Annotated in this window: 21 protein-coding genes; 9 read left to right on the plus strand and 12 right to left on the minus strand. The window is 72.3% G+C overall.

Features of this window, described 5'->3' with window-relative positions; all coding sequences use genetic code 11:
* Positions 1–69 precede the first annotated feature (69 nt).
* The 5 genes from grpE to H9640_RS05650 all read right to left on the minus strand — a co-directional run bounded on the left by grpE (position 70) and on the right by H9640_RS05650 (position 5,389).
* Entirely contained in the window at positions 70–711 is a 642-nt protein-coding gene (gene grpE / locus H9640_RS05630) for a nucleotide exchange factor GrpE (RefSeq protein WP_191789708.1), read from the minus strand.
* The gene (gene dnaK, locus H9640_RS05635) at positions 708–2,588 is read right to left on the minus strand and encodes a molecular chaperone DnaK (protein WP_191789709.1); all 1,881 of its coding nucleotides are present in this window, start codon (positions 2,586–2,588) and stop codon (positions 708–710) included. Before dnaK ends, grpE begins: the two co-directional genes overlap by 4 nt.
* A 341-nt stretch (positions 2,589–2,929) precedes the next feature.
* Positions 2,930–3,859, minus strand: coding sequence for a cold-shock protein (locus H9640_RS19585; RefSeq protein ID WP_191789710.1), 930 nt, complete (start codon positions 3,857–3,859; stop codon positions 2,930–2,932).
* 113 nt (positions 3,860–3,972) lie between these two features.
* Entirely contained in the window at positions 3,973–4,503 is a 531-nt protein-coding gene (locus H9640_RS05645; protein ID WP_191789711.1) for an NUDIX hydrolase, read from the minus strand.
* A gap of 94 nt (positions 4,504–4,597) precedes the next feature.
* Positions 4,598–5,389: a TIGR02569 family protein gene (locus H9640_RS05650; RefSeq protein WP_191789712.1), complete on the minus strand. Its 792-nt coding sequence runs from the start codon at positions 5,387–5,389 to the stop codon at positions 4,598–4,600.
* A gap of 126 nt (positions 5,390–5,515) precedes the next feature.
* Between H9640_RS05650 and H9640_RS05655 the strand changes: the two genes are divergently transcribed.
* A complete protein-coding gene (locus tag H9640_RS05655) occupies positions 5,516–6,214 on the plus strand; it encodes a phosphatase PAP2 family protein (protein WP_191789713.1) in 699 nt (232 codons plus the stop codon).
* A 66-nt stretch (positions 6,215–6,280) separates the two neighbouring features.
* On the opposite strand, the gene H9640_RS05660 is transcribed toward H9640_RS05655, so the two are convergent.
* From H9640_RS05660 to H9640_RS05670, 3 genes are all read right to left on the minus strand, one after another.
* A complete protein-coding gene (locus tag H9640_RS05660) occupies positions 6,281–6,580 on the minus strand; it encodes a DUF1330 domain-containing protein (RefSeq protein ID WP_191789714.1) in 300 nt (99 codons plus the stop codon).
* 130 nt (positions 6,581–6,710) lie between these two features.
* Positions 6,711–7,025: an ArsR/SmtB family transcription factor gene (locus tag H9640_RS05665; protein ID WP_307824245.1), complete on the minus strand. Its 315-nt coding sequence runs from the start codon at positions 7,023–7,025 to the stop codon at positions 6,711–6,713.
* Entirely contained in the window at positions 7,022–7,546 is a 525-nt protein-coding gene (locus tag H9640_RS05670) for an SRPBCC domain-containing protein (RefSeq protein WP_191789716.1), read from the minus strand. The genes H9640_RS05665 and H9640_RS05670 overlap by 4 nt, the downstream gene beginning before the upstream one ends.
* 192 nt (positions 7,547–7,738) lie before the next feature.
* On the opposite strand from H9640_RS05670, the gene H9640_RS05675 reads away from it, so the two are divergent.
* The 4 genes from H9640_RS05675 (at position 7,739) to H9640_RS05690 (ending at position 14,339) form a co-directional block, all read left to right on the plus strand.
* A complete protein-coding gene (locus H9640_RS05675) occupies positions 7,739–10,000 on the plus strand; it encodes a transglycosylase domain-containing protein (RefSeq protein WP_191789717.1) in 2,262 nt (753 codons plus the stop codon).
* A 413-nt stretch (positions 10,001–10,413) separates the two neighbouring features.
* On the plus strand, positions 10,414–11,145 hold the full coding sequence (locus H9640_RS05680) for an ABC transporter ATP-binding protein (RefSeq protein ID WP_191789779.1): 732 nt from the start codon (positions 10,414–10,416) through the stop codon (positions 11,143–11,145).
* On the plus strand, positions 11,145–13,724 hold the full coding sequence (locus H9640_RS05685; protein WP_191789718.1) for an ABC transporter permease: 2,580 nt from the start codon (positions 11,145–11,147) through the stop codon (positions 13,722–13,724). The genes H9640_RS05680 and H9640_RS05685 overlap by 1 nt, the downstream gene beginning before the upstream one ends.
* Positions 13,725–13,814: 90 nt before the next feature.
* The gene (locus H9640_RS05690; RefSeq protein ID WP_191789719.1) at positions 13,815–14,339 is read left to right on the plus strand and encodes a putative immunity protein; all 525 of its coding nucleotides are present in this window, start codon (positions 13,815–13,817) and stop codon (positions 14,337–14,339) included.
* Positions 14,340–14,358: 19 nt separating this feature from the next.
* Here H9640_RS05690 and H9640_RS05695 read toward each other — a convergent pair whose 3' ends face one another.
* Together H9640_RS05695 and H9640_RS05700 are read right to left on the minus strand one after the other, a co-directional pair.
* On the minus strand, positions 14,359–14,988 hold the full coding sequence (locus tag H9640_RS05695; RefSeq protein ID WP_191789720.1) for a GNAT family N-acetyltransferase: 630 nt from the start codon (positions 14,986–14,988) through the stop codon (positions 14,359–14,361).
* 81 nt (positions 14,989–15,069) lie between these two features.
* Positions 15,070–16,605 (minus strand): helicase associated domain-containing protein, encoded by a 1,536-nt coding sequence (locus tag H9640_RS05700; RefSeq protein WP_191789721.1) that lies wholly within the window; start codon positions 16,603–16,605, stop codon positions 15,070–15,072.
* A 216-nt stretch (positions 16,606–16,821) separates the two neighbouring features.
* Between H9640_RS05700 and H9640_RS05705 the strand changes: the two genes are divergently transcribed.
* Both H9640_RS05705 and H9640_RS05710 read left to right on the plus strand, forming a co-directional pair.
* The gene (locus tag H9640_RS05705) at positions 16,822–17,772 is read left to right on the plus strand and encodes a hypothetical protein (protein ID WP_191789722.1); all 951 of its coding nucleotides are present in this window, start codon (positions 16,822–16,824) and stop codon (positions 17,770–17,772) included.
* Positions 17,769–18,176 (plus strand): GntR family transcriptional regulator, encoded by a 408-nt coding sequence (locus H9640_RS05710; protein WP_191789723.1) that lies wholly within the window; start codon positions 17,769–17,771, stop codon positions 18,174–18,176. The genes H9640_RS05705 and H9640_RS05710 overlap by 4 nt, the downstream gene beginning before the upstream one ends.
* A gap of 51 nt (positions 18,177–18,227) precedes the next feature.
* On the opposite strand, the gene H9640_RS05715 is transcribed toward H9640_RS05710, so the two are convergent.
* Both H9640_RS05715 and H9640_RS05720 read right to left on the minus strand, forming a co-directional pair.
* On the minus strand, positions 18,228–18,569 hold the full coding sequence (locus H9640_RS05715; protein WP_191789724.1) for a YciI family protein: 342 nt from the start codon (positions 18,567–18,569) through the stop codon (positions 18,228–18,230).
* 181 nt (positions 18,570–18,750) lie between these two features.
* Positions 18,751–19,317 (minus strand): flavodoxin domain-containing protein, encoded by a 567-nt coding sequence (locus tag H9640_RS05720; RefSeq protein ID WP_191789725.1) that lies wholly within the window; start codon positions 19,315–19,317, stop codon positions 18,751–18,753.
* Positions 19,318–19,792: 475 nt separating this feature from the next.
* Between H9640_RS05720 and H9640_RS05725 the strand changes: the two genes are divergently transcribed.
* Positions 19,793–20,575 (plus strand): lytic polysaccharide monooxygenase, encoded by a 783-nt coding sequence (locus H9640_RS05725; RefSeq protein WP_318243668.1) that lies wholly within the window; start codon positions 19,793–19,795, stop codon positions 20,573–20,575.
* Positions 20,576–20,853: 278 nt separating this feature from the next.
* Positions 20,854–21,612 carry a lytic polysaccharide monooxygenase gene (locus H9640_RS05730; protein ID WP_225226738.1) on the plus strand — a complete coding sequence of 253 codons (759 nt, stop codon included), beginning with the start codon at positions 20,854–20,856 and terminating at the stop codon, positions 21,610–21,612.
* The last annotated feature ends 51 nt before the right edge of the window (positions 21,613–21,663 follow it).

Genomic DNA, 21,663 nt, shown 5'->3' on the forward strand with positions numbered 1-21,663 from the left:
CCCCCCCCCCCCCCCGCGCCGGGGTCGGTGGGTGCCCGGTCCCGCGGGACCTGGCACCCACCTGTGTCTCTACTCCGGTCCGACGACCGAGACGCGCGCGGCGCGCACGATCTTCTCGCCGATCCGGTAGCCCGGCTCGATGACCATGTTGACCGTGGCCGACGTCGCGGCCGGGTCCACCTGGTGCATGAGCGCCTCGTGGACGGTCGGGTCGAACTCCTCGCCCACGACGCCGTACCGCTCGATGCCGAACTTCGCCAGGCTCGCGTCGAGCTTGTCGGAGATCGCGACGAACGGGCCGTCGAGCTCGCCGTGCTGGCGCGCCCGGTCGATGTCGTCGAGGACCGGCAGGAGCGCGGCCAGGACGTCCTCGACGCCCTTGACGCGCGCGGCCTCCTGGTCACGCAGCGACCGGTTGCGGTAGTTGGTGAAGCTGGCCCGCTCGCGCTGGAGGGCGTCGAGGTGGGCAGCCGCCTCGGACTGCGCAGCGAGAAGTGCTGCGTCGTCCCCGGCCTCGCCGGTGGGCTCGAAGTCGAGCCCGGCCAGCGGGTCGCTCTCCGCGTCGTTCCCGGCCGAACCGGGCACGGAGCCGGCCCCCTCGGGGGCAGCCTCCTTGGGCTGCCCCTCCGGGGTCACCTTGCGCTTGTCCGTGAAGTGGAAGGGCTGGTCCTCGGAGCCGAGCTCCTCGGGGCCCTGCGCGTCGCTCGTCACTTCTTGTCGTCCTCGTCCACGATCTCCGCGTCGACGATGTCCTCGTCGGGCGCAGAGGTCGCACCGGCGGCCGCAGCGGCGTCCGCGTCAGCGGCACCCTGGTCGCCCGCGGCCTGCTCCTGCTCGGCCGACGCGTAGAGCGCCTCGCCGATCTTCTGGCTCGAGGCCAGGAGCTTCTCGTGGGCGGACTTCACGGCCTCGGCGTCCTCGCCCTCGAGCGCGGACTTGACCGACGCGATGTCGGCCTCGACCTCGGTCACGACGTCGGCGGGGATCTTCTCCTTGTTCTCCGCGACGAGCTTCTCGGTCGAGTACACGAACGCCTCGGCCTGGTTGCGGGTCTCCGCCTCCTCGCGACGCTTCTTGTCCTCGGCCGCGTGCTCCTCGGCCTCCTTGACCATGCGGTCGATGTCCTCCTTCGGCAGCGCGGAGCCACCGGTGATGGTCATCTTCTGCTCCTTGCCGGTGCCGCGGTCCTTCGCGCCGACGTGCACGATGCCGTTCGCGTCGATGTCGAAGGTGACCTCGATCTGCGGCAGGCCGCGCGGCGCCGGGGCGATGCCCGTGAGCTCGAACGTGCCCAGCGGCTTGTTGTCGCGGGCGAACTCGCGCTCACCCTGGAAGACCTGGATCAGCACGGACGGCTGGTTGTCCTCGGCGGTCGAGAACACCTCGCTGCGCTTGGTCGGGATGGCCGTGTTGCGCTCGATGAGCTTGGTCATCACGCCACCCTTGGTCTCGATGCCCAGGGACAGCGGGGTGACGTCGATCAGGAGGACGTCCTTGCGCTCGCCCTTGATGACACCGGCCTGCAGCGCGGCGCCGACGGCGACGACCTCGTCCGGGTTGACGCTCTTGTTGGGCTCCTTGCCGCCCGTGAGCTCCTTGACGACCTCGGTCACGGCGGGCATGCGGGTGGAACCACCCACGAGCACGACGTGGTCGATGTCGTTGACGGAGATGCCGGCGTCGCGGATGACCGCGTGGAAGGGCGCCTTGGTCCGGTCGATGAGGTCCTGCGTCATCTGCTGGAACTGAGCGCGCGTGAGCTTCTCGTCCAGGTGGATGGGGCCGTTCTCGCTCATCGAGAGGTACTGCATGGAGATGTTGGTGCTCGTCGCGGACGAGAGCTCCTTCTTCGCCTGCTCGGCGGCCTCACGCAGACGCTGCAGCGCGATCTTGTCCTTGGACAGGTCGACGCCCGAGCTGTTCTTCACCTGCTGGATGAGGTGCTCGACGATGCGGTTGTCCCAGTCGTCACCACCGAGGCGGTTGTCGCCCGAGGTCGCGCGGACCTGGATGGTCGAGAAGTCGTCCTCGTCCTTGCCCACCTCGAGGAGGGAGACGTCGAACGTTCCACCACCGAGGTCGAAGACGAGGATGAGCTCGTCCTCCTTGCCCTTCTCCAGGCCGTAGGCCAGAGCGGCGGCGGTGGGCTCGTTGACGATGCGCAGGACGTTGAGGCCCGCGATCTGCCCGGCGTCCTTGGTCGCCTGGCGCTCGGCGTCGTTGAAGTACGCCGGGACGGTGATGACCGCGTCGGTGACGGGCTCGCCCAGGTACTCCTCGGCGTCGCGCTTGAGCTTGCCGAGCACGCGCGCGGAGATCTCCTGCGCGCTGTACTTCTTGTCGTCGATCTCGACCGACCAGTCGGTGCCCATGTGGCGCTTGACCGACGTGATGGTGCGGTCGACGTTGGTGACCGCCTGGCGCTTGGCGATCTCGCCGACGAGGACCTCGCCGGTCTTCGAGAACGCGACGACCGACGGGGTCGTGCGAGCGCCCTCGGCGTTCGCGATGACGGTGGGCTCCCCACCCTCGAGGACGGCGACCACCGAGTTGGTGGTGCCCAGGTCGATTCCGACCGCTCGTGCCATGTTCGTGCCTCCGTTGTGTTGCTGGTGCTGCGACGTGTGCGATGTCCGTGCGGCAGCCCGCGGTGGTTCCCTGCCCGGCGGCGCGTGGTGGGGCGCACGTCCGGACCTTCCCCTGCTGGGTGTCGCCACCCGACTGCCGGTTGAGTCGTCTTCACTCAAGTTATGCCGGTCCGTCCCGCTGCGCAAGCGGTGGGGGCCAGAACTTGAGTCCACTAGGCTCAACTATGGGGTATGGCGGGGTATTCCCGGGAGTCCCCGGGCAAGCGGCAGGCAGATACACGTCGGGTGGCCGACCGGTTCACCTGGAACCGGCCGGCCACCCGCTCACGAAGACTCCTCGATCACGCCAGCTCGACAGCGTCCGCCTGAGGTCCCCGGTCGCTCTGGCGCACCTTGTACCGGACCCGGTCACCCTCCTCCAGGACCTCGGTGCCCCGCACGACCGACACGTGCACGAACAGGTCCAGGCCCCCGTCGTCGGGGGTGATGAAGCCGAAGCCGCGCTCCTCGTCGTAGCGGGCAACCGTGCCCTCGCCTCCGCGCACGGGCCCGCCGGATGCTGCGGGACGGCCCGGCCGACCACGGTCCACGGCGCCACGCCCGCCCCCGGAGCCGCGGGCGAGCTGCACATTGCGGGCGTTCGGGCCCTTGTCGCCGTCGACGACGTCGTACGTCACGCGGTCGCCCTCGGAGAGCTCGGTCATCCCCGAGCCGAGAGCACTCACGTGGACGAACACGTCGCCGCCGCCCGAGTCGGGGGCGACGAACCCGAAGCCCTTGACGTCGTCGTACCAGGACACGGTGCCGTCCGCGCCGTCCGAGGCCGGCCGCACGGCCTCGGCCCGGAGCGGCAGCAGGTGGTCGGCCTGCGGCCCCTTCTCGCCGTCGACGACGAGGAACGCCACCCGCTGGCCCTCCGTGATCACCCCGCCCCCGACGATCGCCGAGCTGTGCACGAAGATCTCGGTGCGGTCGTCGTCGGGCGTGACGAACCCGTATCCCTTGGTCGGCTCGTACCAGTTGACCGTGCCGAGCACGCCCACGGGCGCGTCGGCGGCACGGTCGCCCGTGACACGGACGCGGCGCGCCTGCGGGCCACGGTCTCCCTCGCCCATCTCGAACTCGACGGTCTGCCCCTCGCGGAGCAGCTTGGGTCCGTCGTCACCGAGGATCTCGGACGCGTGGACGAACAGGTCCTCGGCCTCGTTCCCGAGGTCGATGAAACCGAACCCTCGGTCGGCGTCGAACCATCGGACAGTTCCCTGGACCACGAAGACTCCTTCAACTCGGCAGACAGTGCTGTCTCCCATTGTCCCCCGGCAGGACCGCAGACGGGTCGGTCCGGCCGCTCCCGGCCCGCTTCGCGCACGTCCGGCACCGGGCGTCACTCCCGGCCCGCCGCCTCCCCGACCTTCCGGGCGAGGTCCGGCCAGAGCGGGGCGAAGCACCCGACCCAGGGAGCGGGTATCCGCCCTGCCGCGCGGTGCGCCTCGACCTCGGCCCACGTGACCCAGGTGGCGTCGTCGACCTCGGCCGGGTCGAGGTCCAGCCGTGGGCGCCCGGGCACGGCCGCGACGTGGACATCGAGGAACGACGCGCCTGCGACGCCCCGTCCCACCCGCTCGAGCGCGCCCTCGTCGAGGACGAGCCCCGTCTCCTCGCGCACCTCGCGCACGGCTGCCTGTGCGCCGGTCTCGCCCGCGAGCACGCTGCCGCCGGGGATCTCCCACAGGAGCGGGAAGGTCTTGGTCGCGGCGCGGCGGGTCAGCAGGACCAGCCCGTCGGACCGCACGACGCACGTCGCCACCATGAGGTGGAAGCGGCCCGGCGGCCATCCCGGTTCGCCTCGACGGTGGACCTCCCCGGTCGGGCTGCCCTGGTCGTCGAGCAGGTCCCAGGTCTCCGCGTCAGCCATCCAGGCATCCTCGCAGCCGCGCGGGCCCCGCTCCAGGCCTGCCCGACGGCGGATCGGGTCGCCGACGCCCGACGCCTCAGTACGAGAGGCGTCCTCAACGCCCCTGCGCCGCCAGGTCGAGCACCCGTCCCGCAGTCGCCGTGTACGCGTCGTAGACGCCGGACGGCAGCTCGTTGAACCAGTCCGTCGCGATCCGGAACACCAGCGCGCGCACGAGGTGCTGCGCGAAGCCCTCCCCCGGGTCGATGGTCTCCAGCAGCGACTGCGGGGCCCCCTCGAAGCAGACCGCGTCGACCGCGACGATCGCCACCGAGTACCGCGCCGGCCGCCAGTACATCGTCAGGTCGATCACCGCTGGCGGCAGGTCGTCGTCGAACAGCACGTTGCCCGTGAGGTCGCCGTGGACGAGCGTCGACGCGTCCGTGACCATCCGCCGGGCGGCGAGCAGCGCAGGGAGGTGCGGGACGTCGTCGGGCACCTGCACCGCACCCTCGCCCCAGGCGAGCCGGTCCGCCCGGGCCCAGGCATGCGTCCGCTCGTCGAGGAACGCGGGCCGAGCGGCGCCGTCGAACACCTGGGCGAAGCGGTGCGCCACGTCGGCGATCCGGGCCCACCTGCCCGCGACGTGCTCGCCCGGGAGGACCGGGAACGCCGTCCAGCCGTCGACGACGAGGTCGCCCGACCGGCTCGCGAGCGGCAGGCTCAGCCGGAGGTCGCCCCCGCCGGACGGCGCGTGGTCCCGCAGCCAGCCGAGCTCGGCCGGGAGCACGTCGAGCGGCTTGAGCACCGTGTCCCCGACGCGCCAGGCCCTGCCGCGTCCGCCGTCGAGCCTCGTCACCGGCCCGACGGCGCCGAACTCTTCGAGGACACGTCTGGGTGGGTGCACCGGCCGAGCCTACCCAGCGGCCGCGAGCGCCTCGCCGTGCGAGTCGTCCCGTGTGCACGTAATGTCCGGGAACTCGCGGTGGCGTCCAGCCCGGCCGCCCCGCGCCGACCCCCGCCTGGAGGCCTTGTGCACCCGTTCGTCCACCGCTACGAGCTCGACACCTCGCGACCGACCGGCCGAGAGGTCGCCCGCGATATCGCGCTGCGGGCATTCCTGCCCGGTGCCGCCCTGTGGGTGGCGATCGTGGGGCTGGGATTCCTCATCAAAGGCCCGCTCGAGAACCTGCCGGGCGAGGCCGGGGTCAACCAGGCCCTCGTCGACCTGCGGACCCCGTTCCTCGACACCGTCACCGAGATGCTGTCCGCGATCGGGATGACCGAGTTCATCATCGGGGCGTGCGTGCTCGCGGTTGCGCTCATCTGGTGGCGGACCAGGCAGTGGTGGTTCGCCCTGGTCCCCGCGCTCGCGGTGTCGCTCCAGGCCCTGATCTTCCTCACGTCGTCGATCGTCGTGGGTCGCACGCGGCCCGAGGTCGACATGCTCGACCACGCCCCGCCCACGTCGAGCTTCCCGAGCGGGCACACCGGCGCGTCCACGGCGTTCTACCTGACGCTCGCACTCCTCGCGCAGCGCGTGCAGAACCCCGCGCTCCGGGTCGCGCTCACGGTCCTCGCGGTGCTGGTGCCGTTCGCGGTCGGCTTCGCGCGGCTCTACCGCGGCATGCACTCGCTGACCGACGTCCTCGCGGGGCTCGTCAACGGCGTCGTGTGCGCAGTCCTCGCATGGGGCTACCTGCGCCGCGACACGTCGCGGGTCCGCGCCTGACGGCGGCAGTCATCGCGGGCCGAGCGTCAGCGGGTGCCGGTCGCCCTCGGCGTCCGCCGGTCACCGTCACCCCGCGACCGGCTCCACGCGCACGATCTGCGTGCGCGCGACCACCCGGTCACGGACGTCCGCGAGCGCCACGCGGGCGGGGTCGGCCATGTACGCGGCGAGCGCGCCGTCGTCGGGCATCTCGATGACCTGCACCTCGGCGGGGAGAGCCGAGTCCTCACCGGGCACGCTCCTCACCCGTGAGGTGACCCGGCCGCCGTGGACGGGGACGAGCGCGAGGACCTCGTCCTCGTAGCGCGCGAGGGGTTCGACCTGGCCGTCGACGGCCCAGAGCAGGACGCAGAGCGTGAGTGGCACGCGCCCACGCTACCGGTGCCGAGCATGCGTCTGGCGCTCCTCGAGCATGCGGTCGGCGTCGCGAAGGACGACAATCACGACGCCAACCGCATGCTCGGCACCGGGAGGGCACCGGGAGGGCACCGGAGAGCTACCCCTCCGCGATCCGCTTGATCGCGGCGAGGCGACGGTCCCACTCGGCGCCGATCGCGTCGAGCGCACGGGCGGTCTCGCCCAGGCGGGACCCGATCGCGCGGTAGCGGACCTCGCGCCCGACGCGCACGGGCTCGACCAGCCCGGCCTCGGCGAGCACGGTCAGGTGCTTGGCGATCGCCTGCCGCGTCACGGGCAGCACGGTCGCGAGCGCGGACGCCGACAGGTCCGCGCGCCCCAGCTCCTGGAGGATCTGCCACCTCGTGTCGTCGGCGAGCGCCGCGAACACGGGGGCCAGCGTCTCGGTGCTCACGCCGCGGGGCCGTCTGCGGGGCGCACGACGTCCTCGACGGGCGCCCCCGCCGGGAAGCCCGGCCCCTCGACGAACGCGACGAGCTCGTCGAGCTCGCTGGTCCATCCCGAGCGGTTGTCGGCCATCGCGCGCTGGGCACCGTCCCCGAGACGCTCGAAACCGGACTCGACGACGGCGAGCACGGTGCCCTCGCCCTCGGGGGTCAGCGTGAACCGGACGAGGGTCGCGTTGTCGGGGCGCAGCTCGGCGCCGGCCTGGTTGGTCCAGGTGAAGGCGAAGACCGAGGGCTCGTCGTACTCCTCGATGCGGACGGCGAACTGCCCGTACCCGTCGAAGCCGAACGTGCCCTCGCCGCCCACCCGCAGGTCGGGCAGGCGGGCCTCCTGGCCGAACCATCGGGCGATCAGGTCGTCGCGCGTGAGCGCGGCCCACACCGTCGACGGTGCGGCGTGGACGAGCAGCGTGCGGGTCACCTGGAACGCCTCGGTGTCGATCGAGGCCTGCTGGTCGGTGGTCGTCATGGTCGTTCCTCTCTCGGGTCTTGGCAGGGCTACATGTGCAACTTCAGGGTTGCACTGAACGCGGGCTTCCGCAACCCTTCGGTTGCGGTCAGCTCGCCGGGACGCCCGCGCCCGCGACAGCGCCAGGTCACGCCCCGACAACGAAGATCCGCTCGCCGAGCCGCCGGGGTACGCGGGACGTACAGTCGGCAGATGGGCCAGTCCACACGACCCCGTCAGCAGACCTCCGCCGTCAAGGCGCTCGCGCTCCTGATGGCCTTCCTGCTCGTGTCGGCCGTGGGGGGCGTCCTCGCGGCCGGCCTCCTGCTGCCCCTCGCCGCAGGGGCGAACGCCGCGGCCGAGGACGTCACCCAGATGTTCGACGAGCTGCCCGACGAGCTCGAACCCGGCCCCCTGGCCGAGAAGTCCAGCGTCTTCGCCAGCGACGGGACCACCCTCCTCGCGACGTTCTACACCGAGAACCGCATCGTGGTCCCCCTGGACCAGGTCTCCCAGCCGATGAAGGACGCGGTCGTCGCGATCGAGGACCACCGCTTCTACGAGCACGGCGGGATCGACCCCGAAGGGGTGACCCGCGCCGCGGTCAACAACTTCACGGGCGGCGACACCCAGGGCGGGTCCAGCCTCACCCAGCAGTACGTCAAGAACGTCCTGATCGAGCAGGCCGTGCGCGACGACGACCCGGTGGCGATGCGCGCGGCCCGCGACGACACGCTGGGCCGCAAGGCTCGCGAGGCCAAGCTCGCGATCTCGCTCGAGACCGTCATGACCAAGGAGGAGATCCTCCAGGGCTACCTCAACATCGCCCAGTTCGGCATCCGGGTCTACGGCGTCGAGACCGCGTCCCTGCACTACTTCGGCAAGCACGCGTCCGAGCTCAGCGTCGTCGAGGCGGCGACCATCGCAGGCGTCACCAACGCCCCCACCAAGTACGACCCGGTGACCAACCCCGTCGACTCCGAGAAGCGCCGCAACCGGGTGCTGCTCAAGATGTTGGAGCAGGGCTACATCACGCAGCAGCAGCACGACGAAGCCGTCGCGACCCCGCTGCCCGCGACTCTCCACGTGCAGCCCATCTCGGGCGGGTGCCAGACCGCGGGCGGGGCGGCGTTCTTCTGCGACTACGTCACCAAGGTCATCACGTCCGACCCCGCGTTCGGGGAGACCAAGGCCGACCGGCGGGCTCTTCTCTACCGCGGCGGCCTCGACATCACCACGACGCTCGACCCCCGCATGCAGCAGGCCGCCGAGGCGAACATCTCGGCCGCGGTCCCGCCCTCGGACCCCAGCGGCCTCGAGGACGCTCTCGTGACGGTCGAGCCGGGCAGCGGGAAGATCCTCGCGATGGCTCAGAACCGGCCCTACGACGTCTCCAGGGAACCTGCGCCCGGCACCACCGCCGTCAACTACAGCTCCGACCAGCTCCACGGCTCCTCGAGCGGGTTCTCCCCCGGATCCACGTGGAAGGTGTTCACGCTCGCCGAGTGGCTCCGCTCGGGCCGCACGCTCAACGACACCGTGAACGCGAACAAGCGGTCGTTCGTCCCGACCCGCGACTTCCACGCCTCGTGCGCCCGGCTCGACCGCATCCCGTGGTCTCCGGGCAACTCGGACGGCTCGACCGACCAGGGGTCGATCCCGGTCCTGCGCGCCACGTTCAACTCCGTCAACACCGCCTACGCGTCGATGGAGTCCCAGCTCGACCTGTGCGCGGTTCGCGACATGGCGTGGACCGCTGGGCTGCGCCCGTCCCGCACCGCCGAGATCACGGGCGACGCGTCGTCGATCCACGTCATGCCGACCATGACGATCGGCACCCAGAACTCCTCCCCCCTGCAGATGGCCGCCGCCTACGCGACGTTCGCGAGCGGCGGCACGTACTGCGACCCCATCGCGATCACCCGCGTCGTCGGGGCCGACGGAGCCGACCTGCCCGTGCCGTCCGCGAACTGCCGCCCCGAAGCCGTGGACCCCCGGATCGCGAACACCGTCACGTTCGCCCTGGAGAACGTCATGACGCAGGGCACCGCCAAGAAGTCCCAGCTCTCCCGGCCGAGCGCCGGCAAGTCCGGCACGGCCAACAACAACAACCACACCTGGTTCATCGGGTACACGCCGCAGCTCGTCACCGCCGTGTGGATCGGCAACGCCGAGAACGACGTGTCCATGAGCTACATGAAGATCAACGGGCACTACGAGAAGCGCTGGTACGGCTCGACGCTGGCCGCGCCGACGTGGCGGTCCTACATGGAGACCGCGCTCGAGGGCCTCCCCGTCGTGGGCTTCCCCGGCCCGGACCCGGCGATGCTGGGCCAGGCGCCCGCACCCAGGCCCGCCGAGAGGCCCGAGGACGACGCACCGGCCACACCCACCGACCCTGCTCCGCCCACCGACCCCGCGCCCCCGACCGACCCCGCCCCGCCCGCCGACCCGGGTGTGCCCCCGACGCCGTAGCCGAGCCGCCGTAGCTCGTCCGCCGTAGCCGGGGACTCCCCGCCGCCGACCGTCCGTCGGACGACGTACCTCGGACGCCCCACGCTCTCGGGTCACGTTCAGGGTTCTTTCAGGGGGATCCCCGATGCTCCGCCCACCGGGCCGCCGCCAGGATGAGCACAGCGGCTCGGAGGGACGACCGTGGGCGGTCCCCACCGCACCACTCCCCTCGACCGGGTCGCCGTCCCGTACGTGCACCCCTCGAGAGAGAGTCCCGACATGCCCTCCCCCGCCCCCGCCCCCGGCCCCCGCCCCCCCCCCCGCCCCCCCCCCCGCCCCCCCCCCCGCCCCCCCCCCCCCCCCCGCCCCGTCCCCCGCCCCCGGGGGGGGCGGCGGACCCGGCCGGCGGCACTCCCCCTTCAGGCTCCGACGCGATCGCGACGGCCCGGGGCCTCGTCAAGACCTACGGCAAGGGCCCGACGGCGGTCCACGCGCTCGCGGGCGTCGACGTCGACTTCGGGCGTGGTCGGTTCACCGCGATCATGGGCCCGTCCGGCTCCGGCAAGTCGACGCTCATGCACTGCATGGCGGGCCTCGACACCCCCACGGCCGGCACGGTCGTCGTGGACGACCTCGTCGTCTCCACGATGAACCAGCGCCAGCTCACGAAGCTGCGCCGCACCCAGCTCGGGTTCGTCTTCCAGTCGTTCAACCTCGTCCCGACGCTCACGGCCGAGGAGAACATCACCTTGCCCCTCGACATCGCGCGCAAGCCCGTCGACCGGGCGTACCTCGCGAAGGTGGTCGACGCCGTCGGGCTGACGGACAGGCTCAAGCACCGTCCGACCGAGCTGTCCGGCGGGCAGCAGCAGCGCGTCGCGTGCGCGCGCGCCCTGGTCTCCAAGCCGTCCGTCGTGTTCGCCGACGAGCCCACGGGGAACCTGGACTCGACGTCCTCGCGCGAGGTCCTGACGTTCCTGCGCGAGTCGGTCGACGACCTGGGGCAGTCGGTCGTCATGGTCACGCACGACCCGGTCGCCGCGAGCTATGCGCACCGCGTCCTGTTCCTCGCGGACGGCCGCATCGTCGACGAGGTCACCGACCCGACGCCCGACTCCGTCCTCGCGGTCCTGGGCTCCCTCACGCGCAAGAAGGCGGCCGCCTGATGCTGCGCGTCGCCCTGCGCAACGTCCGGGCGCACCTCGTGCGCCTCGGCATGTCCATCCTCGCGGTCGTGCTCGGCGTCTCGTTCGTCGCGGGCACGTTCTCGCTGCGCGAGATGCTCGCCGCGACGTTCGACGGCATCGTCGACAGCTCGTCCGCCGACGTCCTGGTGCGCGGCGAGGAGGAGTCGTCCGCGCTCACCCAGGAGAACGCGAGCGCCGGCGCGGTCCGCAACCCGATCCCGGCCGACCTCACGGACACGATCGAGGAGGTCGACGGCGTCGCGCACGCCTTCGCCGACTACACCGGTCCGCTCGTGCTCGTCGGGGCGGACGGCACCCCGCCGCCCACCACGGGCGCCCCGACGTTCGGCCTCGCCTACCGGGCCGAGGACCCCGCGACCCCGCTCACGGAGGGGGCGGCGCCGTCGGGCCCGGAAGAGTTCGCGCTCGAGGCCGCCACGGCGCAGGCCAGCGGCCTCGCGGTCGGCGACACGACGACGCTCGTCGTCGCCGGGCAGATCACCGAGGCGACCCTGACCGGGATCGTCGACATGGGCGCCTCGATGGCCGGGGCGAGCATCGTGTTCTTCGACGAGGCCACCGCGGCGGAGGCGTTCGCGCCCGACGGCGCGGTCTCCGCCATCACGGTCCTCGCCGAGGACGGGGTGAGCGAGCAGGAGCTGCGCGACGACGTCGCGGCCGCCCTGGAGGCCTCGTCGCCGACCGAGGCCGTCGAGGTCGTCACGGGCCAGGTCGCACGCGACGAGGCCCGCGAGGACATCGCGTCGATGCTGGGATTCATCGAGACGTTCCTGCTGGTCTTCGCCGGGATCTCGCTGTTCGTCGGCGGGTTCATCATCGCGAACACGTTCGCCATGACGGTCCGCCAGCGTCAGCGCGAGTTCGCCCTGCTCCGCGCGGTCGGGGCCTCGCCGCTCCAGGTGTTCTCCTCGATCCTGGTCCAGGCCGCGATCATCGGCACGCTGGGCGGTGCGCTCGGCATCCTCGGCGGGCTCGGGCTCGTGACCGCCCTCAAGTCCGTGTTCGAGTCCATGGGGATGGACCTCGCGGGCGAGATCCCCGTCGACGCGTCGATGATCGTGGTCTCGCTCGTGCTGGGCATCGTCGTCTCGGTCGCGTCCGCCGCGCTGCCCGCCCGGCGCGCGGCGCTCGTCGCCCCGGTCGAGGCCATGCGTGACGACTCCCCGGCCCAGGCCGGGTCGCTCAGGGTCCGCGGGATCATCGGCGCGGTCGTCGCCGGGGCCGGCGCCGGGGCCGTCGTGCTGGCCGTCGTCCAGGCCGCGGCCGACGACGCCGCGAGCACCGGCGGCCTGCTCGGCCTCGGTGCCGTGGGCGTCGTCGTCGGGACGCTGCTGCTCGCGCCCGTCGTGGCCCGAGGCGTCCTGCACGTCATGTCCGCGCCGTTCGTCGCGTGGGCCAAGCCGCTGGGGACGCTCGCGCGGGGCAACGTGACCCGCAACCCGCGACGTACCGCGAGCACCGCGGGCGCCCTCATGATCGGGATGTCGCTCGTCGGCGCCGCGTCGGTCCTCGCCGCGTCCATGCAGGCGTCGATGAAGAACATCGTGACCGAGGAGTCCCTCGCCGACCTCGTGGTGCAGTCCGCGACCGGCACGGTCCCCTCGGGCGCGGTGAGCGACATCTCCGACCTGCCCGAGGTCGGACGGGCCGACTCCATGACCGCCGACCGGTACTTCGTCGGAGCAGCGGGCGAGGCCGCGGACGACGCGGCGGCACTGTTCGTGCTCGGCGTCGACCCGAGCCTCTTCGGCCAGACGTGGCGCACCGAGGCCGTCGAGGGCGACCTCGACACGCTCGCCGACGGGCAGGTCTCGGTCCTGCGGGCGACCGCCGACGACGAGGGCTGGGAGCTCGGCGACGAGCTCACGCTGCGCTCACAGCTCGGCAGCGCCGACGTGACGATCGGCTCGGTCTTCGACTCGCCCGCCCTGGGCGTGCCCGTCGTCGTGCCGGACACCGTGTTCGCGGAGCTCTCCGCAGCACCCGCCGAGATGTCGACCATGCTGCTCCTCCAGGCCGCCGACGGCGTGACCCAGGCAGAGCTGGACACCGCGGTCACCGCCGCGGCCAAGCCCTACATGATCGTGTCCGTCATGGACAACGAGGAGTTCATCTCGTCCCTCGCGAGCCAGGTCAACCAGATGCTCACGATCCTCTACGCGCTGCTGGGGCTGTCGATCGTCATCGCGATCCTCGGCATCGTCAACACCCTCGCGCTGTCCGTGATCGAGCGGACCCGCGAGATCGGTCTCCTGCGGGCCGTCGGGCTCGGCCGTTCGCAGCTCGCCGGGACGATCGTCATCGAGTCGGTCCTCACGGCCGTGTTCGGGACGGTGCTGGGCCTCGCGGTCGGCGTCGGCCTCGCCGCCGGGATGCCGACCGTGTTCGCGAGCACGGGCTTCACCGACCTCGTGATCCCTTGGCCCGCGCTGGGGACCATGGTCGGCATCGCGGTGCTCGTCGGCGTCCTGGCCGCCGGGTGGCCCGCGCTGCGCGCGGCCCGGCTCCCGGTGCTCGACGCCGTCACGGTCGACTGACGGCTGACGGGTGCCGGTCGCCCTGGAGGGGCGGCCGGCACCCGTCGGCAACCGTTGGCACAGGCGCCGTGCGTGCCGGAGGATCGGCCCATGCCGATCCTGCCCACCGACCGAGACCCACGGCTGATCACCGTGCGCCGAGGCGGCACCCTCACCGACGACGACCACCACCTCCTCGCGGAGTGGGCCGCGGTCTGCGCCGAGCACGTCCTGCCCCTGTTCGAGCAGGCCGCACCCGACGACCCGCGTCCGCGCGAGGCCCTCGACGTCGGACGCGCCTGGATCCGCGGCGAGGTGGCCATGAAGGACGCGCACCGGGCCGCGTTCCCGGCGAACGCCGCCGGACGGGACCTGCCCGCCCCGGCGAGGTACGCCGCGCTCGCGGCCGGCCAGGCCGTCGCCGTGGCCCACGTCGCCGCGCACGACCTGGGAGCCGCTGCGTACGCGATCCGGTCCGTTGCCGCCGACGCGGCGGCGCGCGGCGAGGACGGCGAGGCGGCCCGGCTCGCCGAGAGGGACTGGCAGCGCGACCAGCTCCCCGACGCCGTCCGGGAGCTGGTCCTCGACGACCAGCGGCGCCGGAGCGCGATCTGCTGGGACGCCTTCGACGACTGACGCGCCGCCCGGCCCGGCCTCAGGCCGCGGGCTGCGCGCCGACCGCGGACCTGCCGCCGACTGCGGGCTCCGCGCCGGCGACAGGTCCGCCCGTCGACGCCCAGGAACCGAGCGGCTGCGACGGTACGTCCTCGTCCGTCTCCTCCGTCCCGCAGACCACGAAGCCCCGGGCCTCGTAGTTCGCCAGGGCCGCGGGTCCGTCGAGCGAGCACGTGTGCACCCAGACCCGGGCGACCCGCGGGAGGTCGAACCGCCGCGGCAGCGACCACGCGGCCGCGACCCCGTGCTCGAGCAGCACCCCGCCCAGCCCGCGACCGATCGCCTGCTCCGCGAGCCCGAAGTACCGGACCTCGACGTGCGTGCCGTCCTCGGCGACGACGGGCTGGAGCTGGACGTAGCCCCACGGCCCGTCGTCGCCGTAGAGGATCCAGAACTCCGTGCCCGGCACCTGGAGCTCCGCGACCCACTGCTCGCGCGTCCACCCGAGGCGGTCGGTCCAGGTCCAGGGGCCGCCGACCAGGCCGTAGAGGAACCGTGCGTACTCGGGGCGGACCCCCACGGTCCGTTCGAGCCGGACACCGTCGGGGATCGCGCGCGGCGGCCGGTCGGGTGCCTGGAGCATCTGGAGCGTCGTGGTGATGACCTTCACGAGCGTCAACAGTACGGTCGTGTCGCGCCGGCCCGGCGCCCGTCACGAACCGCTCAGGGCCGGTCGGGGCCGGGCCGCGACCTAGGTCGCGGGCGCCGTCGGGTCCCAGACGAAGCCCAGCGCATCGAGAGCCGCGGTCCGCTCGGGGCTCAGCCTCCCGCCCGTCCCCTCGCTGCGCCGGCTGCGCACCCACTGTCCCAGCCGGAACCCGTCGTCGCGCCGGTGCCTGATCGGCACGCGCGCATGCCCGTGGTCGGCGACGTACGCGGCGAGGGCGTCGACGCCCTGCTGCCACAGGGCGTCGTTGTCGCGGACGCGCCACGCGAAGCCGAGCCGGTCGAGGGCCTCGACGCGGTCGGCGGCGAGCAGGCCCTTGGCGTACCGGGCTCGCACGTACGCGACCCAGTCGCCCAGGCGCTTGCCGTCCGCGGTCACGAAGCTCGCGGGGACACGGCAGTGCCCGTGGTCGGCCCGGTAGGTCTCGAGCGCGGCGACCCAGGTGCGGAACGACCGGTCGTCCGTCGCGCGCGTCACCCCCGGCTGTGGCGACACGGTCCACTCGAACCCCAGGCCCGTGAGCTCACCGACCCGTTCTGCACGCAGCAGCCCATGGCGGTGCTCCCACCGGCGTCGGGCGACCCAGGCACCCAGGGCCGTGCCGTCAGGGGTGCGGTGCTCCCCGGGGACCCGGCTGTGCCCGTGCTCCTCGACGTACCGCGCGAGCAGCCCGATGCCCTGGAGCCACCCGTCGTCGTCCTCGTCGCGCGCCTGCCAGACGAACCCCACCTCGTCGAGCCGCGCGACCTGCTCGCCCGAGAGCGTGCCCGCCTGCCTGGACGCGCGCTGGCTCGACACCCAGCGGCCCAGGCGGGTCCCGTCCTCGCACTCGAAGGTCGTGGAGATGTCGGGGCCGTTGCGCACGATGTACCTCGACAGGCACGCCAGGTGAGCGTCCCAGTCGTCGGCGTCGAGAACGCTCGGGAACTCGAACCCGAGGTCGCGCAGCTCCCGCTCCTGCGTGGCGGACAACCTCCCGGCACGCCGGTCGCGGCGCACCCGCGCCACCCAGCCCGACAGGTCGAAGCCGTCGCCCGTGCGGTACGGGTCCGGCACCCGGCCGTGCCCGTGGTCGGCGACGAACGCCGCGAACGCCCGGTGGCTGCGTCGTCGCGACGTCTCGGCCGGCAAGGTCCAGTCCATCCCGACCGCGTCGAGGCTCTCGACCTGCAGGTCGGTGAGGGCACCCGCCGCACGACGACGACGCATGCGCCCGACCCACGTCCCGAGCCCGAATCCGTCGGCCGCCTCGAAGTAGTACGGCACGCGGGTGTGCCCGTGCTCGTCCTTGAACGCGGCCAGCCTGTCCACGTTGCGCTGCCACTGCTTGAGAGGCTGCCGGACCTCGAAGGCGAACCCGGCCTCGCGCAGGGCCTGCAGGCGCTCGTCCTTCAGCGTCCCCACGGCGTGCTCGCGGCGCTGGACCTTGACCCAGGCCCCCAGGGTGAAGCCGTCCGGATCGGTGCGGTGGCTCACGGGCACCCGTGAGTGACCGTTCGCGGCGACGAACTGCACGAGGTGGGCATGGCCCTGCCACCATCGCTCCTCGTAGCGTCCCACTCGACGGCCTCCTCTCCTCGACGGCCGCGCCCGCCCCTCTGGGCAGGTCACCCGGGAAAGACACGCTGGGACCGCGCGTGTGACGGCAACGGGTCGACGGCCCCTCTTTTTCATCCGCTGGCCCGGTGTGCAGACCGCGAGACGGGCACCCTGGGTGGACAACGCGAGCCCAATGAGTCAATACTCTGATTCATTGATCCATTCGGAGGAGCCCACATGACCGGTCTGTCGCTCGTCGCCCTCGCCGTGCTCGGCGCCCTTGCCGCCGCGGCCCTGACGACGGCCAACGCGGTCCGGTCCCGGCGCCATCCCCGGCGCACCGTGCTCGACGCCGCGCTCCGGCACGAGCGGACCACGTCCGTCGTCGCGGGCGTCGTCGCCCTGTCCCTGATCGCGTACGTGATCTCCCCCGCCGGGCTCCCGAACCTCACGAGCGTCACGACCACCCCTGGCCTGCTCGTGGCCCTCTCGCCGTTCATCGCCGTCGTCATGGTCCTCGTCGTCCGCGCGATCGGCGAGCTCGCCTGGCCCCGCCCCCAGGGGACGGTCCGCACAGCCCCGCTCACCCGGCGGACCGTACGCGGCCTCGGCGAGTGGCGGCTGCCCCTCTTCCTCGCGACGGCGGCGCTCACGGCCGTCGCCCTCGTCGTCTTCGGGGTCACCGCGGGCGAGGGCGGGGGCACGGTGGACGCACCGCTCCTCGTGACGGTCGACGGATGGATCACCGGCACGTCCGGCCCGTACCCGGGCTGGCCGTACGCCGGCCCCCTCCTCGTCCTCCTGGCAGTCGTCACCCTCGGGCTGCTCGGAGTGCTGCACCTCATCGCGCGCCGCGGCGCCGTCGGCGGCGCCACGGCGCACGAGGACGACTCGCTGCGCCGGCTCAGCGCCGCCCACGTCCTGGCCGGCACCCAGCTCCTCGTCGGCCTGGGATCGGCCGCCGTCATGCTCACCGCTGCCCTCGCCCTGTTCGGGGCCGACCGGACCGGAGCCTCCGTCCTCGCGTTCGCCGTCGGGTCCGCGATCGGCATCACGTCGGTCGTCGTGGGGCTCTCGGTGCTCGCCCGACAGGCCCTCCCCGCCCCGCCCGGCGCCTCCACCTCGTCGGCATGGCCCGCGCAGCCCGTGACGCCTGTGACGCCTGTGACGCCTGAGCCCCAGGCATGAAGACGCTCACGGTGGACCTGGACTCGCCCGTCCCCGTCTACGAGCAGATCAGGACCCAGGTCGCGGCACTCGTCTCGCTGGGCTCGCTCAACCCCGGCGACAGGCTGCCTTCGTCGCGCGCCCTCGCACGTGACCTGGGCGTCGCGGTGGGCACGGTCCAGCGCGCCTACCGTGAGCTCGAGGCGTCGGGCGCGGTCTCGTCACGGCCACGCACGGGGACCGTCGTCGCGGCCCCCGCCCACCGACGGTCGTCGGTCGCGGACCAGCAGTCGTTCGCCGACCTCGCCACGCGGATGGTCGGCCGCGGCCGCGAGCTCGGGCTGGACGACTCCGCGATCCTCGACGTCGTCGCGGGCCTCCTGCAGCAACCGGTCGACGCGCCGGCGACACCCGTGCAGCGCTGACCGGACGGCCGACGCCGCCCGGCTCGCCCGGACGCACGTCGGGCGACCCCGTCAGCTGGCGGGGTCGTGCTGGAACGCACGCACCTCCTGCGGGCACCGGCAGGCGACCGCGATCTTCGCGGCCCACTCCAACGCCTCGTCGCGCGTCGGCACCTCGAGGACCGTGTAGCCGCCCTCGATCTGCCTCGTCTGCGGGTAGGTGCCCTCGGTCACCGTGCCGTCCCCGTCGACCAGGACGGGCGGGACGCTCTCGTCGATCCCTCCGCCGAACACCCAGACGCCTGCCTTCTTCGCCTCCTCCACGACCGCGTGGGACGCGTCCGCGACCACGTGCAGGCCCTCCGCGGGGACGTCCATGGCGCCGCTCGGGAACGAGATCAGGTACTTCGTCATCGCGCCGTCTCCTTCTGCCGGGTTCCAGGAGACCATCCTCGCCGACGCGGGGGCCCCGGGCACGACGATGCCGCGCTCCCGTGGTGGGAGCGCGGCATCGTCGGACGGCGGAGGGGACCACCGCGGCTGAGCCCGTCTTCCCCGTCCGTGCTCAGCTGCGGGCGATCGTCCGCACACCGTCTCAGACGGCGACCGGAACCTGCGCGTGCAACGCCGCGGCGATCTTCTCGCCCCAGACGTACGCCTCCTCGAGGTGGCCGTCGACCAGGGGCCCGGCCGCGTCCTCGACCAGGAACGAGCGGAGCGGCACGAGCATCTCGTAGCCCTTGCGCGTGACGATGCGCGCGGCCGCGCGGGACGCGGACGAGGGGATGGCACGACCGAGGGAGGTGCGCGTGTCGAACGTCGTGACCCAGCGGGGCCCGTGCTCGTCCGAGCGGTCCCGGAGGGCGACGCACCACTCGCGCAGGCCGACGTTGCGGGCGGGCACCGTCCCGCCCGAGCGCTGGACGGCCTCGGCGCGCGTGCCGGGGCGGCTCATCGACATGGAGTGCGTGGGTCCACCGGCGACGACGAGCGCGACGTCGTCCAGGATCGACGGGTCGGCGACCGCGTCGGCGACGTCCACGACCTTCACCGGGACGCCGGTCGCCATGCCGGCGGCGATCTGCCGGGCGACCTTCTCACAGTTCCCGAACATCGACTCGAAGACGACGGCAGCAGTCAGGTTCGTTTCGTGGTTCGACATGCTCCCAGGCTCCCCGGGACGGGCTCTCGCGAACCACGGGCGACGGTCCCTGCGCGGTGGGACTTTCGTCCCCCGACGCGGGTCCCGACCTCCCCGGCGCTCCGGACGGACAGTCGTCTGCGCTCGGGGCGGGGGTCGGACGAACGTTCGACGAGCACGAAGGCTGCCTCGCGTGTTATGGGGCGATCTGTCCACATAGGGGTTCTCCACACGATTCCAGGTGACCCTCCTCTCACGCGCTTCTCATCTGCCCGACGGCGGCGCTCACCAGGCGCGCCAGGACGCCAGTTCCCGGGCACCACCCGGGTGTCTACGTGTTTACCCTTATGCCGCGTCGCTGTTTGAAGACTCAACGACCTCTGGCTTAGCGTCGCAGCGTTCTGGTCGAGGTGGACCCGGGGCCTTGTGTCTCGCCGTCCACCACAACGAAAGCGAGATGCAGATGAGACGACTACGTGCGGCAATGATCGCCGCCGTGCTCGGCGCCACCGCCATTGTTGCCCCCGTGGTGCTGGCCCCCGCCGCCTCCGCGCACGGCTGGGTCACCTCCCCGCCGAGCCGTCAGGACAACTGCGCCACCGGCGCGACGTCCTTCGACTGCGGCAGCATCAAGTTCGAGCCGCAGAGCGTCGAGGCCGCGAAGGGCTCGATGCAGTGTTCGGGTGGCAGCGGCTACGCCATCCTCGACGACAACAGCAAGCCCTGGCCGCGCACCACGGTGGCCTCCTCCGTGAAGTTCCAGTGGAAGCTCACGGCCAACCACGCCACGACGACGTGGGAGTACTTCGTCGACGGCAAGCTCCACCAGACCTTCAGCTCGGGCGGCGCCCAGCCCGCGAAGGACATCTCCCACACGCTGACCAACCTGCCTGCCGGTGACCACACGGTCCTCGCTCGCTGGAACGTCGCCGACACCCCGATGGCCTTCTACAACTGCGTCGACCTCACCGTGACCGGTGGCGGCACGACCGGTGGCACCACCGGCGGCACCACGGGTGGCACCACCGGCGGCACCACGGGTGGCACCACCGGCGGCACGACCGGCGGCACGACCGGTGGCACCACCGGTGGCACCACCGGTGGCACGACGGGCACGCCCCAGTGCGCCGCCGGCCCCTGGGACGCGGCCGTCGCCTACACGGGTGGCACCAAGGTCTCGCTCAACGGCCAGCTCTTCGAGGCCAAGTGGTGGACCAAGGGCGAAAAGCCCGACGTCGCCGCGCAGTGGGGCCCCTGGAAGAGCCTCGGCGCCTGCTGAGGACTGCACGACGCATGATGCGTGATGCGTGACGCGTGATGCGTCGCCGGTGACGCCGGGTCAGGAATTCCTGACCGGCGTCACTTTTTGCTTTTCCGGCCCGATGGAAATTTCCGCGGCTACGTAGGACCCCCTACGTGCTTCACCGGATTGTGCGGTGCGTTTTCATTGCATAGCGTCGAAGTTGTCCGATTCGACATGTGTAGGTCGCCCGGCAATGGGGCCCTACCGACTGCCATGGAGAGCGAGAAGAAAAGATGAGACGACTACGCGCGGCAATGATTGCCGCCGTCCTCGGCGTGGCCGCGATCGCGGCCCCTGTCGTGATGGCCCCGGCCGCTTCGGCCCACGGCTGGATCACGTCACCACCCAGCCGGCAGGACAACTGTGCGACCGGCGCCACGTCCTTCGACTGCGGCGGCGTGAAGTACGAGCCGCAGTCCGTCGAGGCGCCCAAGGGCTCGATGCAGTGTTCGGGCGGCAGCGGGTTCTCGATCCTCGACGACAACAGCAAGCCGTGGCCGCGCAAGAGCGTGGGCAGCTCGGTGACGTTCCAGTGGAAGCTCACGGCCGCGCACAACACGAGCACGTGGGAGTACTTCGTCGACGGCAAGCTGCACCAGACGTTCAGCCAGGGCGGCGCCCAGCCCCCGAGCAACATCTCGCACACGCTCACCAACCTGCCCTCGGGCAACCACACGATCCTCGCCCGGTGGAACGTGTCCAACACCGTCAACGCGTTCTACAACTGCGTCGACCTCACGGTCAACGGAGGCGGCACCACGGGCGGCACGACCGGCGGGACGACCGGCGGCACCACAGGTGGCACCACGGGTGGCACCACGGGTGGCACGACGGGTGGCACGACCGGAACGGGCGTCTGCACGGCTCCCGCCTGGGCGGCCGGCTCGGTCTACACGGGCGGGGCGCGCGTCTCGTACAACAACAAGACCTACGAGGCCAAGTGGTGGAACACCGGGGAGAACCCCGGCACGAGCGGCCAGTGGGGCGTCTGGAAGGACCTCGGCGCCTGCTGACGTGAGCACCGAACCGGCGGCCCGCGGAAGAAGGGGCTGACCGGCACCGCA

Source organism: Oerskovia gallyi (assembly GCF_014836745.1).
In the GTDB taxonomy this organism is placed as follows: Bacteria; Actinomycetota; Actinomycetes; order Actinomycetales; family Cellulomonadaceae; genus Oerskovia; species Oerskovia paurometabola.